Source organism: Shewanella sp. SG41-4 (genome assembly GCF_014164505.1).
GTDB lineage: Bacteria > Pseudomonadota > Gammaproteobacteria > Enterobacterales > Shewanellaceae > Shewanella.
Window position 1 is genome coordinate 1 of sequence record NZ_JACJFI010000068.1, and the last position, 17398, is coordinate 17398.

At 42.2% G+C, this 17398-nt stretch carries 14 protein-coding genes; all 14 read left to right on the forward strand.

From position 1 onward, the window contains the following. Positions 1-1078, forward strand: a 1078-nt coding sequence (locus H5202_RS08680) for an NADH:flavin oxidoreductase (protein ID WP_443019388.1), incomplete at its 5' end; no start/stop codon positions are given. Positions 1079-1239: 161 nt separating this feature from the next. Further along, positions 1240-2451, forward strand: coding sequence for an acyl-CoA dehydrogenase family protein (locus H5202_RS08685; RefSeq protein WP_182771733.1), 1212 nt, complete (start codon positions 1240-1242; stop codon positions 2449-2451). A 155-nt stretch (positions 2452-2606) separates the two neighbouring features. Continuing rightward, a complete protein-coding gene (locus H5202_RS08690; protein WP_182771734.1) occupies positions 2607-3641 on the forward strand; it encodes a phosphotransferase family protein in 1035 nt (344 codons plus the stop codon). Between the two features lie 162 nt (positions 3642-3803). Continuing rightward, a complete protein-coding gene (locus H5202_RS08695; protein WP_123777527.1) occupies positions 3804-4565 on the forward strand; it encodes an SDR family NAD(P)-dependent oxidoreductase in 762 nt (253 codons plus the stop codon). A 114-nt stretch (positions 4566-4679) separates the two neighbouring features. Further along, positions 4680-6485, forward strand: a complete 1806-nt coding sequence (locus H5202_RS08700) for an acyl-CoA dehydrogenase (RefSeq protein ID WP_182771735.1) — start codon at positions 4680-4682, stop codon at positions 6483-6485. A 410-nt stretch (positions 6486-6895) separates the two neighbouring features. Continuing rightward, positions 6896-7357 (forward strand): MaoC family dehydratase, encoded by a 462-nt coding sequence (locus H5202_RS08705; protein WP_182771736.1) that lies wholly within the window; start codon positions 6896-6898, stop codon positions 7355-7357. Between the two features lie 72 nt (positions 7358-7429). Further along, the gene (locus H5202_RS08710; protein ID WP_182771737.1) at positions 7430-8350 is read left to right on the forward strand and encodes an SDR family NAD(P)-dependent oxidoreductase; all 921 of its coding nucleotides are present in this window, start codon (positions 7430-7432) and stop codon (positions 8348-8350) included. Between the two features lie 165 nt (positions 8351-8515). Continuing rightward, positions 8516-9697, forward strand: coding sequence for an acetyl-CoA C-acyltransferase (locus H5202_RS08715; protein ID WP_182771738.1), 1182 nt, complete (start codon positions 8516-8518; stop codon positions 9695-9697). A gap of 360 nt (positions 9698-10057) precedes the next feature. Beyond that, positions 10058-11722 (forward strand): AMP-binding protein, encoded by a 1665-nt coding sequence (locus tag H5202_RS08720; RefSeq protein WP_182771739.1) that lies wholly within the window; start codon positions 10058-10060, stop codon positions 11720-11722. 60 nt (positions 11723-11782) lie between these two features. Then, a complete protein-coding gene (locus H5202_RS08725; protein WP_182771740.1) occupies positions 11783-12847 on the forward strand; it encodes a patatin-like phospholipase family protein in 1065 nt (354 codons plus the stop codon). Positions 12848-12932: 85 nt separating this feature from the next. After that, positions 12933-13931: an NADP-dependent oxidoreductase gene (locus H5202_RS08730; protein ID WP_182771741.1), complete on the forward strand. Its 999-nt coding sequence runs from the start codon at positions 12933-12935 to the stop codon at positions 13929-13931. A gap of 82 nt (positions 13932-14013) precedes the next feature. After that, complete coding sequence (locus tag H5202_RS08735; protein WP_182771742.1) at positions 14014-16128, forward strand: molybdopterin-dependent oxidoreductase; 2115 nt, start codon at positions 14014-14016, stop codon at positions 16126-16128. A 74-nt stretch (positions 16129-16202) separates the two neighbouring features. Continuing rightward, positions 16203-17036, forward strand: a complete 834-nt coding sequence (locus H5202_RS08740; protein WP_182771743.1) for an AAA family ATPase — start codon at positions 16203-16205, stop codon at positions 17034-17036. A gap of 7 nt (positions 17037-17043) precedes the next feature. Then, on the forward strand, positions 17044-17388 hold the full coding sequence (locus tag H5202_RS08745) for a hypothetical protein (protein WP_259397248.1): 345 nt from the start codon (positions 17044-17046) through the stop codon (positions 17386-17388). The last annotated feature ends 10 nt before the right edge of the window (positions 17389-17398 follow it).

Here is a 17398-nt window from a genome sequence, read left to right on the forward strand (position 1 = left end):
CAGCACTAAGTCGTTGCCATGGAAAAATAAACCCGTCATGGCGCCGATGACCCGTGCATTTTCACCTAATTATGTCCCTAATGCTGAAGGGGCTGCGTATTACCGCAGACGTGCTGAAGGTGATGTGGGATTAATTATCACCGAAGGGACGTTTATTTCACACAAAGCGGCTAACGGTTATGAAAATGTCCCCGCCATATTCGGTGAAGAAGCATTAGCAGGCTGGAAACACGTGGTTGATGAAGTGCACGCCGCAGGTGGCAAAATTGCCCCACAGCTTTGGCATGTAGGTTCAGTGAGAAAACCTGGAATTGGACCAGATAAAGAAGCACCAGCCTATAGCCCGTCAGGTTTATATAAACCCGGTGCAAAAAATGGCGTTGCGATGACCCAAGATGATATCGATGAAGTGGTTGCCTCATTTGCACAAGCCGCATTAGATGCTAAAAACATTGGTTTTGATGCTATCGAAGTGCACGGCGCGCACGGTTATTTAGTTGATCAATTCTTTTGGGAAGGTACCAATGAACGTGACGACCAATATGGTGGTTCGTTAGAAAATCGTACTCGGTTTGGGGTTGAAATAGTCAAAGCTATTCGTGCTGCAGTGGGTGATGACTTTACGATTATCTTCCGTTTTTCGCAGTGGAAACAACAAGATTACAGTGCAAAACTATGTCAAACCCCTGAAGAGTTAGCGACATTTTTAGGTTTACTTAGCGATGCAGGTGTCGATATTTTTCATGCCAGTACACGTAGATTTTGGGTGCCTGAGTTTGACGGTTCCGATCTTAACTTAGCGGGCTGGACCAAAAAACTGACTAATAAGCCTGTCATTACAGTTGGTAACGTTGGTTTAGATGCTGATTTTATTGGTGAAGGTAACGCTGATTTATCTGGCACATCTAATCCAACCGGCATTGATGAATTATTAGTGCGCTTAAATAATGACGAATTTGATTTAGTCGCGATTGGTCGTGCGTTGTTAGTTGATCCACAGTGGGTTAATAAAATTAAGCAAAAAGCCATTGCTGATATTAAACCGTTTAACAAAAAATCATTAATGTCACTCAGTTAACGTTTACTGATCTGCTTGAGTCTTGATTACAAATATTAAGGCTCAGTCCAGGGGCTATTGATCTTTCAAGGTTGGTTTTGTTCGAGATAAAATTTGACCAGAAAAGATCAACAGACCCTAGCACTACTATTACACCGTAATGACAACTAAAAGGGTAGAACATGAATTTTGAATACAGTGAAAAAGTTCAAGTATTAATCAAACGTGTAACCGATTTTATGGATTTGCATGTGTTTCCGGTTGAAGAAGAAATGCATAAACAAGTTGAACTTGATCCTTGGTCAACGCCTCCGTTAATGGAAGAATTAAAAGCCAAAGCGAAGGCTGAAGGATTGTGGAATTTATTTCTGCCCGTTGCTTATGGTAAATACAGTGCTGGATTGACCAATTTAGAATACGCACCTCTGGCTGAAATTATGGGCAAAGTGATGTGGGCGTCAGAAGTGTTTAACTGTGCGGCACCCGATACCGGCAACATGGAAGTATTGGCTAAATACGGTAACGAAGCCCAGAAAAAACAATGGTTAGAGCCATTGTTAGAAGGCAAAATTCGTTCAGCGTTTGCCATGACAGAGCCAGAAGTGGCCTCAAGCGATGCGACTAATATTGAGTTACGCATTGAGCGCGATGGTGACGAATATGTCATCAATGGGCGTAAGTTTTACATCAGCGGCGCGTGTCGGAAGCAATGTGAAATTATGATCGTGATGGGCAAAACAGACCCAACCAACAGCAATCGCTATATTCAACAATCACAAGTACTTGTGCCAATGAACACCCCGGGCGTGACGTTAGTGCGACCAATGAAAGTGTTTGGATATAACGACGCGCCAGAAGGTCATGGCGAAGTGACATTTACCAATGTCCGCGTACCTGTTGAAAATATTATTGTTGCAGAAGGCAAAGGTTTTGAAATTGCTCAAGGCCGCCTTGGCCCTGGACGAATTCATCACTGCATGCGTTCAGTCGGCATCGCTCAGCGCGCGTTAGATTTAATGTGTAAACGCGTTGGTGAACGTATTGTGTTTGGTCAACCGATGATTAAGCAACAGTCGGTTCGTGAAGACATTGCCAAATCTGCCTGCCAGATTGAACAAGCCCGCTTAATGACCTTAAAAGCTGCGCAAAAGATGGATACTCACGGCAATAAAGCCGCCAAAGAACTGATCGCAATGATCAAAATTGTTGCACCTAACATGTCACTTGATGTGATTGACCGTGCTATTCAATGTCATGGTGCAGTGGGGGTGAGTCAAGACACTTTCTTAGCACATGCATGGGCTGGGCAACGTACTTTGCGTTTAGCCGATGGTCCAGACCAAGTGCACATGATGCAGTTAGGCCGTGATTTAGTAAAAAAGGTTTCTGAATAAACAGATGAGTCGCTGACACTTAACGTAGATTGAAACGCATCACCACATTTTAAACTACGTTAAGTGTCGCTGGCTAGATTGCTATCTCGGATAGAAATCACTGTATCAAAAGCCTGATTGAAAATGACTCAAAATAACAATAAGAGTATTGCTAAATGCCACAAGTATTATCGATTAATAATCAACAGCTGACTGCTTACTTACAAGATCATGTCGATGGTTTTGAAGGCCCGATCACGTTAGAAAAATTTTCCGGCGGTCAGTCTAATCCGACATTTAAAGTCACCGCGAAATCTGGGGTGTATGTATTACGCCGCCAACCTTCAGGTAAGTTATTAAAATCTGCGCATGCGGTCGATCGTGAATATCGGGTGCTCAATGCGTTAAAAGACAGCGATGTGCCGGTCGCAAAAGTATTTCACCTGTGTGAAGACATTACTGTTATCGGTTCAATGTTCTATTTAATGGAATATTGCGATGGCACTGTGTATTGGAGCGCATCGTTAGCCGAGATAGACACCAATGAACGCCGCTCAGCGATGTACAACGAAATGAACCGAGTATTGGCGGCTTTGCACAGTGTTGATGTTGATGCCGTTGGCTTAAGTGATTATGGCAAAGCGGGTAACTACTTTGAGCGCCAATTGACTCGCTGGACATCGCAATATCGGTTAACCGAGATTAAGAAAATTCCTGCAATGGACCAGCTAAGTCAGTGGCTTGAAGACAACTTACCCGAAGATGATGGCCGTGTGTGTTTAGTCCACGGTGATTTTAGATTAGACAACATGATGTTTGCCAAAGATAAGCCACAGGTCATTGCGTTACTTGACTGGGAATTATCGACATTAGGTCATCCTTTTGCCGATCTTGCTTACCAATGCATGCAACTTCGTATGCCAGCTGGGATGGGCAGTATTGACGGTTTAAAAGATGTCGACCGCGGTAGTTTAGGCATTCCGACAGAACAAGAATATGTCGATTTATATTGCCAACGCATGGGCATTGAACGGATTGAAAACTGGGTATTTTATCTGGCGTTTAGTTTTTTCCGCTTAGCGGCAATTGCCCAAGGTGTGGCAAAACGTGCCGCTGAGGGCAATGCGTCAAATGAGCATGCTAATAAAGTCGGATCATTCGTTGAACCGCTAGCACAAATGGCGTTGCAGGTTGTTGCTCAAGAAAAATAACAACGTTCTATCAACGGCATCTTAGCGCTACAAACCGACGGTAACATCTATTTTAATCTTTAATACTTAATACTTAAGATTGAAGCTAACAACAAATGATAAAAAATTAACTACCACACTCTCAATATAACAATAAGACCATCAATTACAGGAGTTACTCGCATGGATCCATTATTAGACTTTACTGGCAAAGTCGCCGTTATTACTGGCGCTGCACAAGGTTTTGGACAATTACTGGCACAAGAGTTGGCAAAGCGCGGTGCTAAGTTGGTTATAGGCGACATTAACGAAGCAGGCGTACATCAAGTGGCTGATGCTATTGCCGCTACGGGTGCGGAAGTCGTCGCAATGAAATGCGATGTGTCTAAAAGTGAATCTTGCAAAGCCATGGTAGATGCTGCGATTGAGTATTTTGGTCGAGTGGATATTGGCGTTAACAATGCCGGTATTGCGCATGAGTTTATGCCACTGCATCATATTGATGAGTCTATTATGGACAGCCAATTTGCTGTCAACGTTAAAGGTGTGCAATTTGGCATGCGTCATCAAATACAGCAAATGCTTAAGCAAGGCGAGGGCGCCATTCTCAATGTGAGTTCAATGGCCGGTTTAGGTGGCGCGGCTCGAGGCAGCGCTTATTCTATGGCAAAACATGCTGTTATTGGCTTAACCAAAACCGGTGCGGTTGAATATGGTCGCGAGAATATTCGTATTAATGCGATATGCCCATTTTTTACCCTCACTCCTATGGTGACTAACTTTGCCGACGAAGAAAAGCAAAAGAAAATGGCCCGCGGTGCACCAATGAATCGTTTAGGTGAGCCAAAAGAAATCGTCGCTGTAATGTTAATGATGTTATCTCCAGCCAACACCTATATGACCGGGCAATGTATTGCGGTTGATGGTGGCGTATCAGCATTTTAAGCCAATCGAGTATGTCTTGGTAAACACCAAGACATTGTTACTACTCATTAAGATTCATTGTAAAAAGATGCAGTGACCTACATCTGCTCAGTAATAAGATAAGAAGAGAATATTATGCCTGCAACGTTAATGAATGAACGCGATTTAGAATTTATGCTTTACGAACTGTTTGATAGTGAAGCGTTAACTAGCCGAGCACGTTATCAAGATCACGACCGCCAAACCTTTAATGAAGTTGTCACTACGGCAAAAGCGATCGCAGAAAAATACTTTCTTCCTATCCGTCAAAAACTCGATACTCACCAACCAACATTTGATGGTAAAAAAGTGCATATCATTCCAGAACTTAAAACCGCGATAGATGCGGTGAATGAGTCTGGTATTGGTGCTGCGACAGCAGATTATGAATTAGGTGGAATGCAATTACCGCCGATTATTGCCAGTGCAGCAGCCTCATTTTTAAGTGTGGCTGGCGGTGTGGGTATGGGTTACAACATGTTAACCACAGCCAACGCCAACCTGTTACAAGCACATGGCAGCCCGGAGCTAATTAACACTTGGGTTAAGCCCATGCGTGAAGGTCGATTTATGGGCACCATGGCCATGACTGAGCCTGGCAGCGGCTCAGCGTTAGGTGACTTAATTACCAAAGCGGTTAAGTCTGAAGACGGAACATATCGGATTACTGGCAATAAAATCTATATTTCAGGTGGCGATCATGATTTAAGCGAGAATATCGTTCATTTGGTGTTAGCACGAATTCAAGGCGCACCAAAAGGTGTTAAAGGTATTTCGTTATTTGTGGTACCTAAGTTTTTGCTTAATGAAGATGGTTCCGTCGGCGCCGACAATGAAGTGGCTCTCGCTGGGCTATTTCATAAAATGGGTGGCCGCGCACAAACGTCTACTGCACTGAGTTTTGGTGAAAAAAATGGCTCGAAAGGCTATTTAGTCGGTGAAGAACACTGCGGTTTAAAGTACATGTTCCACATGATGAATGAAGCCCGCATTATGGTGGGTACCAGTGGTGCAGTATTGGCTGTAGCCGGTTATCAATACTCTGTAGATTATGCTAAAAACCGCCCACAAGGGCGTTTACCATCGTGTAAAGATCCACAATCACCTATGGTGAACATCATCGAACATGCTGACGTAAAGCGCATGCTATTAGCGCAAAAGGCCTATGCCGAAGGAGCAATGGCGTTAGTGTTGTACGGTACTCAATTAAGTGATGATGAGCGAACTGCAGACACCGTTGAACAACGTGAACATGCCCATACCTTATTAGACTTTTTAACGCCAATCATTAAAACCTGGCCATCTGAATATGGTCCTAAAGCTAACTCTTATGCCATTCAAGTTATGGGCGGGCATGGTTACATCAATGAACATCCGGTTGAGATGTTTTATCGTGATAACCGTTTAAACCCAATTCATGAAGGTACCACGGGAATCCAATCGTTAGACTTGATCACCCGTAAAGTGCCGATGAATAAGATGCAGGGTTATAAAGCCACCATAAGCGAAATAGCTAAAACCATTGAGCAAGCAAAACAATACGACAGCTTAGAACAATATACTCAACAATTAAGCCAAGCAGTTGACACATTAACACTGACAACAGAAGCAGTGTTAAACGGCATGGCGACGAAGAACATTGACTTAGCGTTAGCCAACTCAGTTAAGTATTTAGAGTTGTTTGGCCACGTCATTATTGCGTGGTTATGGCTTAAGCAAAGTATGGTTGCCACTAAAGCTTTAGCGAAACAACCGCATCAAGCAGATGAGTTTTTCTATAAAGGTAGATTGCAGGCGTCACAGTATTTTTATCGTTTTGAATTACCTAAAATTGCAGTGTGGTCATCTTTGTTAATGAGCACCGACAGTACCAGTTTTGACATGCAAGCGGACTGGTTCTAGTTAGACTCGTCTTATGTTGACCTAGGTTTAAGCTGGGCTAAGTGACTTCTAGTTGAATTGATATATTCACCCTGAGATCAGTTATCTAAGCTAGATTAGCTAGAGAAGCGATTATTATCAGCTTATAGATAATCATTAGCCATTGCTTCCAAGTGTTGGTGTGGTGAGCTTGTTGAAATAAATCAATCATTATTCCTTTGTTATTAGCGCATTACTCATTTCTGAGTAATGCGTTTTTGTTTTTAACACCACTCAGTTTTAATCAGTATCAAACACCTGTGCTATTCATACTGCGAATAACTTGATATTAAAACTATTCATTTGTTTAATGCTCCCACCCCAATTAGCATGAGATATCGCTTAAATTTCATTCATGGACAGTACTTGAATGTACAAGAGGAAAGGGAACAATGCCGACAGTAATCAATCGTAATGACATAGAAAACTATATTGGTTTTCAAGCTGAACCAACAAGTTGGTTTCAAATCACTCAAGATCAGATTAATCAGTTTGCAGATTGCACTCTTGATCACCAATTTATTCATGTCGATGAAGAAAAAGCCAAAGCCACTCCGTTTGGTTCAACTATTGCTCATGGCTTCTTATCACTGTCAATGCTGTCGCATTTTGCAGAAGAATTTAGCGTGATGATTGACGGCTTTTATATGGGCCTGAATGCTGGTTTCGATAAAGTGAGATTTTTACAACCCGTTACCGTTAATAGTCGCATTAGAGCACATGCAAAAACACTGTCTATTGAAGAAAAGAAACCAGGACAGTTCCGTTTATCAACCGAGGTGACGATTGAGATTGAAGGTGTCGATACACCAGCATTGGTTGCTGAGTGGATTTCAGTACAAATGGTTAAGTAGATTTCTATTATTTGTCACCATCACATGAACATAAAACAACAATAAAAAATTAAAAAGCGTTAAGGAAATAGTATGACGATCAGTTTTGCAGGACAAGTAGCCATAGTCACAGGTGCCGGTAATGGTTTAGGGCGCTCACATGCATTGGAATTAGCCAAACGTGGCGCCAAAGTAGTCGTAAATGATTTAGGTGGCGCACGTGATGGCAGCGGCGCATCTTCTGCAGCATCTCAAGAAGTGGTTCGGTTAATCGAAGACATGGGCGGTGAAGCCATTAGCCATGGTGCAAACGTCGCTAATTTTGATGAAGTGCAAGATATGGTGCAACAAACCATGGATAAGTGGGGCCGTGTCGACATATTAATCAATAATGCCGGAATTTTACGAGATAAGTCGTTTTCTAAAATGACCTTAGATGACTTTAAAATAGTCATGGATGTGCACGTGATGGGCTCGGTTAACTGCACTAAAGCAGTTTGGGAAATCATGAAGCAGCAAAATTATGGTCGTATTGTGATGACCACATCGTCAAGCGGCATGTACGGTAACTTTGGCCAGTCTAACTATGGTGCTGCCAAAATGGCGGTTATTGGGTTAATGAACACCTTAGTACTTGAAGGTGCAAAAAATAATATCCACATCAATGCGCTTGCCCCAACAGCGGGTACGCGTATGACTGAGGATTTAATGCCAGAAGAAATCGTTAAAGCCTTCGCCCCTGAAGCGGTTACAGCAGGCATGTTGACCTTGTGCGATGAACTTGCGCCAACTCGGTTTATTTTATGTGCCGGAGCGGGCGGCTATTCAAGTGCCAGTATTTTTGAAACAGAAGGCTGCTTTATTCCTACAGCATCTCAAACTCCAGAAGCCGTTCGTGACAACTGGGCGCAATTAACGGCGCAAGAAAATCAAAAAGCGTTGAAGTCTGGTGCCCAACAAGGCGAGAAGTTTGTGATGAAGGCGATGGCCTTTATGAAGTCGCAACAGCAATAAATAATTTTCATGCAGATTGTGAGTGAGTTAATTTGATATTAAGTGAGTTTTTTAATCTGTTATTAAAAGTACGATTTAATTAACTGCATAACCATTTATACCAAGCTCAATCTAGCAAACATAATAAATACATGTCTTTAAAGACAGATAAACAAAGGAATTATCATGAGAGAAGCCGTCATTGTATCTGTAGCAAGAACCCCTATTGGTAAAGCATACCGCGGAGCATTTAACGATTTATCTGCTCCTACATTAGCTGCAGTTGCTGTTAATGCAGCCGTTGATCGTGCGGGTATTGACCCCAATGAAATTGAAGATTGTATTTTTGGTTCTGCGTTAACTCAAGGTAACCAGGGGATGAACTTTGGTCGTCAAGTGGCCATGGCAGCAAAACTGCCAGTGTCTGTGCCAGGTATGACGGTTGATCGTCAATGTTCATCAGGGTTAATGTCCATTGCCATCGCTGCCAATCACATTGTTTGTGATGGTGCTAAAGTCGTTGTGGCTGGCGGTTGTGATTCAATCAGCTTGGTACAAAACGATAAAATGAACATGCACCGTGCTGTAGACCCAAGTGTGAAAGCCTATCGTCCAGCGATTTATATGCCGATGCTTGATACCGCCGAAGTGGTTGCTAATCGTTATGGCATCTCGCGTGAAGCACAAGATGCTTATGCATTAATTTCGCAACAACGCACTGCTGATGCACAAGCTGCAGGTAAATTTGATGACGAAATTGTGCCTGTTACGTGTACAAAATTGGTGATGGATAAAGCCAGCAGTGATATCACTAAAGAACAAGTGACCTTAACTCAAGATGAAGGTAATCGTCCTTCAACCAATATTGAAGGCTTAGCGGGTTTAAAAGCGGTGAAAGATAACGGTTCAATTACTGGCGGTAACGCATCGCAACTGTCTGACGGTGCTGCAGCTGTTGTGCTAATGGAACGAAAACTCGCTGAGCAACGCGGTCTTAAGCCGTTAGGTGTTTACCGAGGCATGGTGGTTGTAGGTTGTGAACCAGATGAAATGGGCATAGGTCCAATTTTTGCCATTCCTAAGTTGCTTGAACGTCATAGTTTGAATATTGATGACATTGGTTTGTGGGAAATCAATGAAGCCTTTGCGGTTCAGGTCATTTACTGTGCCGAAAAACTCGGGATTCCATATGATCGTTTGAACGTTGACGGCGGCGCAATATCGATTGGTCATCCTTATGGCATGAGCGGTACTCGTATGGTGATGCACGCGTTAATTGAAGGTAAACGTCGTGGTGTTAAATACGTGGTGATCAGCATGTGTATTGGTGGCGGTCAAGGCGCTGCAGGTTTATTTGAAGTGTTGTAAAACAGGGTGTAGGTTAGAGTCTGTTGATCTTTCAAGGTTGGTTTTGCAGCGAGTTGTTGTTTATTTGTACAAAGTAGAGGCTTTGTGGTGCAGTTATTCTACATAAAAAGTCGATAACGCAGTAAAAATGACCAACAAACACTGCCCGAAGGGTTCGGTTAAAAACGTATTACTCTTTGTTGAGCGAATTTTGCTTAGATTGCTAGGCAGCAATCCACTCGCCGCGATTAACACGTTTTTATTTCAAACAATATTCAACCGGAAAAGATCAACAGACTCTAAGGTCTGTAAGAATAAAAATAATAATCACAGCAGCTGAACCAGGCTGCTGACAATATTGTAATAATTGGGGACAGTATTATGGAAAGGATTTGGCTAGAAAAGAGTTATCCGCCTGGGGTTGAATTTGAAATTGATCCAGATAAATACAACTCATTGGCAGATTTGTTTTTTAAATATACCAAGTTATACGCTGCTAATACGGCGTTTATCAACATGGATGTTAGCATTACATATCAGCAGCTTGCTCAGCAAGCGACAGACTTCGCCGCCTATTTACAGCAAGATTTAGGGCTAGTGAAAGGTGATAAGTTTGCCATTATGATCCCCAATACACTGCAATACCCTATCGCATTATTTGGTGCACTTATCGCGGGATTAACCGTGGTGAATGTCAATCCACTGTATACTCCACGTGAATTAGAACATCAATTAAAAGACTCTGGTACCAAGGGCATTCTAATACTAGAAAACTTTGCCCATGTATTGCAGGCAGTCATTGATAAAACCGATGTTAAACATGTTATCACCACTGGTGTGGGTGACCGATTAGGCCTGATTAAAGGCGCATTAGTTAACGGCGCGATTAAGCACGTGAAGAAATTGGTGCCAGCGTTCGATTTACCTAATGCGGTTAAATTTAATGACGTCATGGCAAAAGGCAGCAAACAAACCTTTAAGCCAGTTGATGTTATCGGTTCTGACTTAGCCTTTTTACAATACACTGGCGGCACTACAGGCCCTTCAAAAGGTGCCATGCTGACCCATCGTAATATGGTTGCCAACCTTGAGCAGTCAAATGCGGTTACCAAGAATGTGTACGAAATAGGTAAAGAGCTGATTATTACCGCATTACCGCTTTATCATATCTACGCCTTAACCTCTAATTGCCTAGCCTTCTTGCCATTTGGTGGCACCAATTTATTAATCACCAACCCAAGAGACATGGCCGGCTTTGTAAAAGAACTGGCTAAATATCGCTTTACTGTGATTACCGGCGTGAACACCTTGTTTAACGGGTTGTTAAATACTCCAGGATTTGATCAACTCGATTTTAGTGCATTAAAAATGGGCTTTGGCGGCGGAATGTCAGTGCAACGACCAGTAGCTGAGCATTGGGAGCGAGTCACTAAAAGCCGTTTACTTGAAGGCTATGGTTTAACAGAATGTGCACCTTTAGTGACAATGAGTCCTTATAACCAAAAAAGTTACAATGGCTCGATTGGTTTACCGGCATCATCAACTGATATTCGGTTAGTCGGTGCTGATGGCGAAGACGTTGCATTAGGTGAACCGGGTGAAATGTGGGTAAAAGGCCCGCAAGTGATGAAGGGATATTACAATCGTCAAAAAGCCACCGACGAAGTGTTAATCGACGGTTGGTTAGCCACCGGTGATATCGCCACCATGGACGAAAATGGTTTCTTTAAAATTGTAGACCGTAAAAAAGACATGATTAATGTGTCAGGTTTTAATGTGTTCCCTAACGAAATTGAAGAAGTGATTGTGTCGCACGAAGGGGTATTGGAAGCCGCTGCGGTGGGTATATCTTGCGATATTACTGGCGAGCGCGTCAAAGTGTACATTGTTCGCAAAGACCCAACATTAACCGAACAAGATATATTCGATCACTGCAATACCATGCTCACCAACTATAAACGCCCTAAAATAATTGAGTTTATGAATGAATTGCCTAAAAGCAATGTGGGTAAAGTATTACGTAAAGATCTTCGCAATAAGCCATAAGCATAAATCACAGATAGCAGCTGTCGGCATATCTTGCGACAGCTCAATAATAAGAATCATATGTTAGAAATATATGCCGGTGAAACGGCTTTAAAAACCATACAACAGCAAGGTTTTTCTCCAGAGTTATTCAGTTCTTTCCTGGGTGCCAGCGGTGGGCCTAAATGGTTTACTTTACTGGGGTTAGATAAATATCTTTTTGGGGAGTTTTTTAAAGACAGACAACAACCTCTAAACCTTATTGGATCCAGTGCTGGTGCTTTTCGCGCCGCGTGCTTTGCCCAAACAGATCCTGTCGCGGCGATTGAACGTTTAGCTAAACACTACAGTGAAACAGTGTATTCAGATGACACTAAACCTCAACCTGATGAAATCACAGCTAAAGCAGTTGAATTACTCGATGAATTATTTGGTGATAGCGGTGCAAATGAGATTATCAATAACAAAGTCTTTAAAGCCCATTTTATTGTGGCTAAATGCAAAGGGCTGGTCGCTTCAGAAAATAAACTGCTGCAAGGGGCGGGTTTATTCAATAGTTTTGTCAGAAATACCATCAGTAGACCACTACTTAATAGTCAGTACGAACGCTACATCTTTCAGCATGGTCAAAGTGATTTAGCCATTAACGACCCAGACAATATCGCAACAACCTCTATGGCGTTGAGCCAGCGCAATATTAAAGCAGCGCTGTTAGCATCAGGGTCAATTCCTATTGTGATGCAAGGCATAAAAGACATTGCTGATTGCCCAAAAGGTATGTATCGAGATGGTGGGATTATTGACTATCATTTCGATTTTAATATTCAAAATGAAGGGCTCACATTATATCCGCACTTTAGTTCTACATTAAAACCATGCTGGTTTGATAAAATTCTGTCTCGTAAAGTGCGTTTACAACACTACGATAAAACCGTGCTTTTATGTCCATCGGCTGAATTGGTCGCATCACTGCCTTTTAAGAAAATTCCAGACAGTAGGTATTTTGTCGAAATGAAACCGGCTCAGCGCCTTCAGTATTGGCAGCAAGTGTTTGTTGAAAGTGAAAAGCTAGCTGAACATTTTAAGCATTTTTACGAGCAGCAAAACATTAACAGCATTAAAAACATTGAGCAGTTACTCGCTTAAAGACAGCAAGGTTTTATTTTTGAGTATCAATTAACAACTCGTCATTACTATGTTGACGTTAACTCATTTAAAAAAGGATTTGAACATGACCACATACAAAGCAATTAACTTAATCGCCCGTCCAACCGGTGGCCCAGTAGGTCCTGAATTATTCGAAGTGGTCCAAAAAGAGATGCCAAAAGTGACAGAAGGGCAATTTTTGGTAAAACAAACACACATGTCACTCGATCCAGCAATGTTTGGTTGGATGAGCGCAGACACAGAAAGCTACATCCCACCGGTAGCGTTAGGTGATGTGATGCGCAGTTCTGGCATTGGTGAAATTGTGGAAAGTAATCACCCAAATTTTAAAGTGGGCGACCGTGTAATGGGCATGATGGGTTGGCAAGAATACTTTTTGAGTACTGGCGCAGGCTTAAATAAAGTGACGGCACCGTTACCAGACGAAGCGATATTGTCTGTTTTCGCGTTACCGGGCTTAACAGCAACACAAGGGCTCTATGGCGTTGGTAAGCCACAAAAAGGTGAAACCATTGTGGTTTCTGGCGCGGCAGGTTCTGTGGGTTCAATTGTTGGCCAGTTAGCCAAAGCAGATGGATTAAGAGTGATTGGCGTTGTCGGCAGTGACGAAAAAGCAGATTGGATTGTTAACGAACTTGGTTTTGATGGCGCCGTTAATTACAAAACCGATGATATTGCAGCAAAGCTTGCCGAGTTAACCCCAGATGGTGTTGATGTCTATTTTGAAAATACCGGCGGCCCAATTCAACATCATGTATTTGCCAGAATGAATGCCCATGGACGTATTGTGGTGTGCGGCATGATTGCTGATTATCCGAAAGCGGTACCTGATTTAGGCCCTAATTGGATCCAGGTGATTAAAAAACGTCTTATTATTCAAGGCTTCACCATGCCAGACCATTTCGGTGATGTGCCCGCATTACTTGAAAAGTTAACTCCTTATGTGATGAAAGGGCAAATTAAACACCGCGCCCACGTGTTAAATGGACTTGAGTCTGCAATGACTGACTTGAATCTGTTTTTTAGCGGTAAAAACAAAGGCAAGTTAATCGTTAAATTATAAACGTTATTGCCCAAGGTCTACCACTGAGCAGCCTGTTGAGTGGTACTCCCTTTCCCTTTTTACTCCAAGTCAGGCGATATATATGAGCGACATTCAAACCCATTATAGAAATTGTAATATTTGTGAAGCCATGTGTGGCTTGGAAATCAGTTATCAAGATAAACAAATTTTGTCGATCAAAGGTGATCAACTAGATCCATTCAGCCAAGGGTATAACTGTCCTAAGGCGTTGGCGCTCGAAGATTTCTACACCGATAAAGATCGCTTAAAGACCCCAATCAAACGTACCGACTCTGGTTGGCAAGCCATTAGTTGGGATGATGCATTTAGCGAAATCACCGACAAGTTTAAAAGTATTCAACAGCAACATGGCAAGAATGCTTTAGCAGTGTATTTAGGTAATCCTAATGCGCATAGCTTAGGCAATGCATTGGTGCTTAAACCTTTTATGAAGTCGCTTGGTACCGTGAATCGGTTTAGCTCAGCATCTGCAGATCAATTACCACATCATGTAGCGTCTAACTTTATGTTTGGTGCGGGCATGTTAATTCCAGTTCCCGATATTGATAGAACTGACTTTATGTTGATCATTGGCGCTAATCCAGTGGTGTCAAACGGCAGCATGATGACCGCACCTAATGTGATAGGGCGAATGAAAGCGATTCAAAAGCGTGGCGGTAAAATTGTTGTGGTCGATCCGCGCAAAACCCGCACCGCTAAAATTGCCGACCAACATTTATTCATTCGACCTGAAAAAGATGCCCTGTTATTACTGGCATTAATTCACTGTGTGTTTGCCAATGATAAAGTTAATTTACGTCATTTAGACGATATGGTTGAAGGGTTGGATGAGGTTGCAACGCTTGCCAAGGCCTATTCGCCAGAAGCCATAGCAGAATTTGTCGGTATCGATGCAGTGAGTATTCGCACGCTTGCAGATGACATGACGGCGGCCGAATCTGCGGTGTGTTATAGCCGCATGGGCGCATCGACTCAATCATTTGGTGGCTTATGTTTATGGCTCACCAATGTACTCAATATTATTACTGGCAATTTTGACCGTGCCGGTGGTGCGATGTTTCCGCAACCTGCTTTCGATTTACTACGTAATCACAAACGTGGCCATAAAAGTTCATTTGGTCAGCATCACACACGGGTTCGTAAACTGCCTTTTTTCAACGGGGAATTCCCGGTGGCAACCTTAGCAGAAGAAATTCAAACCGAGGGTGAAGGGCAAATTAAAAGTCTCATCACCGTGGCGGGTAATCCGGTGTTGTCAGCGCCCAGTGGCCATAAACTAGCTGAAGCGTTTGCTGGGCTTGAATACATGGTGTCGGTAGATATCTATTTAAATGAAACCACTAAATACGCAGACATTATTTTACCGGGCACTACAGGGGTCGAAAATTCTCATTTTGATATTTTCTTTAATTCATTCTCGGTTAGGAATACGGTTAAATATTCAGCGCCACTTTTCGAAAAACTGCCAGAACAACGTAGCGATTGGAAAATTCTGAAAGAGATATCTGCCAGAATGCTAAACCTGCCTGCCGATGACCCAATGCAAAACGTTACCCCAGAAATGATATTGGACATGGAACTCAAAAAGGGTCCTTATGGCGAGCAAGGCATCAGCTTACAAGCGTTAATCGACAACCCGCATGGTATTGATCTTGGCCCGTTAATGCCTTGTATCGAACAACGCATTAAAACCGAAAATGGTAAGGTTAATTTATTCCCGCAAGTGTATGTCGATGACTTGCCTCGTTTGAATGCGATGATGACTCTAGTTGCACGTGATAAGGCTTATCCATTTGATTTAATTGGTCGTCGTTTAGTAAAAAGTCATAACACCTGGACACAGAACTCTGAGCGGTTAACTAAGGGTAAAAACCCGTGTACCTTAGAGATTCACCCTGAAGATGCTAAACAGCTTGGGATAACACAGGGTCAAATCGTGTCAGTCAGCTCTGCCGTTGGCCAAATTGAAATCGAAGTCGCTATTACTGATGATATTCAACAAGGTGTAGTCAGTATGCCGCAGGGGTGGGGTCATAATCAGCAAGGCACTAACATGTCGATTGCATCAGCACAGCCTGGCGTGAGCATTAATGATTTAACGGATGCGGCTAGAGTTGATATGCTAACGGGAAATGCAGCATTTAATGGCACTCCAGTGGGCATTAAAGTGGCTTAATGCTTAAAGATTGCTCTAACACGTACATAGAAATGCTTTGCGACGACAAAGTGACATAAATGATAAGGTTGACCATGTTTAAAAGTACAGATAACTACATTGCCTCAAACGAGCTTACTTTAGCGGTAAATGCGGCTATTGCCTTAGAAAAACCGTTATTAATTAAGGGTGAACCTGGCACGGGCAAAACACAATTAGCAGAAGAGCTGGCTCGGTCACTTAATTGTAAACTGTATCAATGGCACATTAAGTCGACCACCAAGGCGCAACAAGGTTTATATGAATATGATGCCGTATCACGCCTACGTGATAGCCAGTTAGGTGATGCTCGCGTTCATGACATTGGCAACTACATCGTTAAAGGTAAACTGTGGCAAGCGTTTGAAGAAGATCAAAGATCGATTTTACTGATTGATGAAATAGATAAAGCGGACATTGAGTTTCCAAACGACTTGCTACAAGAGCTCGATAAAATGGAGTTTTATGTCTATGAAACTCAACAGGTTATCAAGGCTAAACAACGTCCCATTATCATTATCACTTCTAACAACGAAAAAGAGCTGCCTGATGCTTTTTTAAGGCGTTGTTTTTTCCATTACATTAAATTTCCAACCAAAGATGAAATGGAAAAAATCATTGATGTTCATCATCCTAATGTTAAGCAAGACTTATTACAGCAGGCGTTAGAAGTATTTTTTGATTTACGTAACGTCAATGGTATTAAGAAAAAGCCATCTACATCTGAATTAATCGACTGGCTCAAGCTACTGATCTCGGATGATATTTCTCAAGAAACTTTGCTAGATAACAAATCAGACATTATTCCTTTGTTTGGTGCATTGCTTAAAAATGAACAAGACGTTTCATTGATTGAAAAACTTGCTTTTATGAGCCGCAGAAACAGGTAGTTGCATAGTGTTTATTGATTTTTTTCTGACCCTAAAAAAGCATAAGGTGCCTTGTAGCTTACGTGAGCTATTAGATTTGATTGCGTTATTAAAAGCTGGGGTCGTGTTTGCCAATGTCGAAGAGTTTTATAACCTTGCCAAAATTGTCATGGTTAAAGATGAAATCCACTACGACAAATATGACAACGCTTTTGCTGAGTATTTTAAAGGCATAGAAAACATTGATATATTTGATAAAATTCTGCCTGAAGATTGGCTACGAAAGGAGTTTGAAAAACACCTTTCCCAAGAGGAAAAAGACAAGCTTAAATCCTTAGGCGGACTTGAAGCATTAATGAAGGCGTTCTTTTAACGCCTTCATT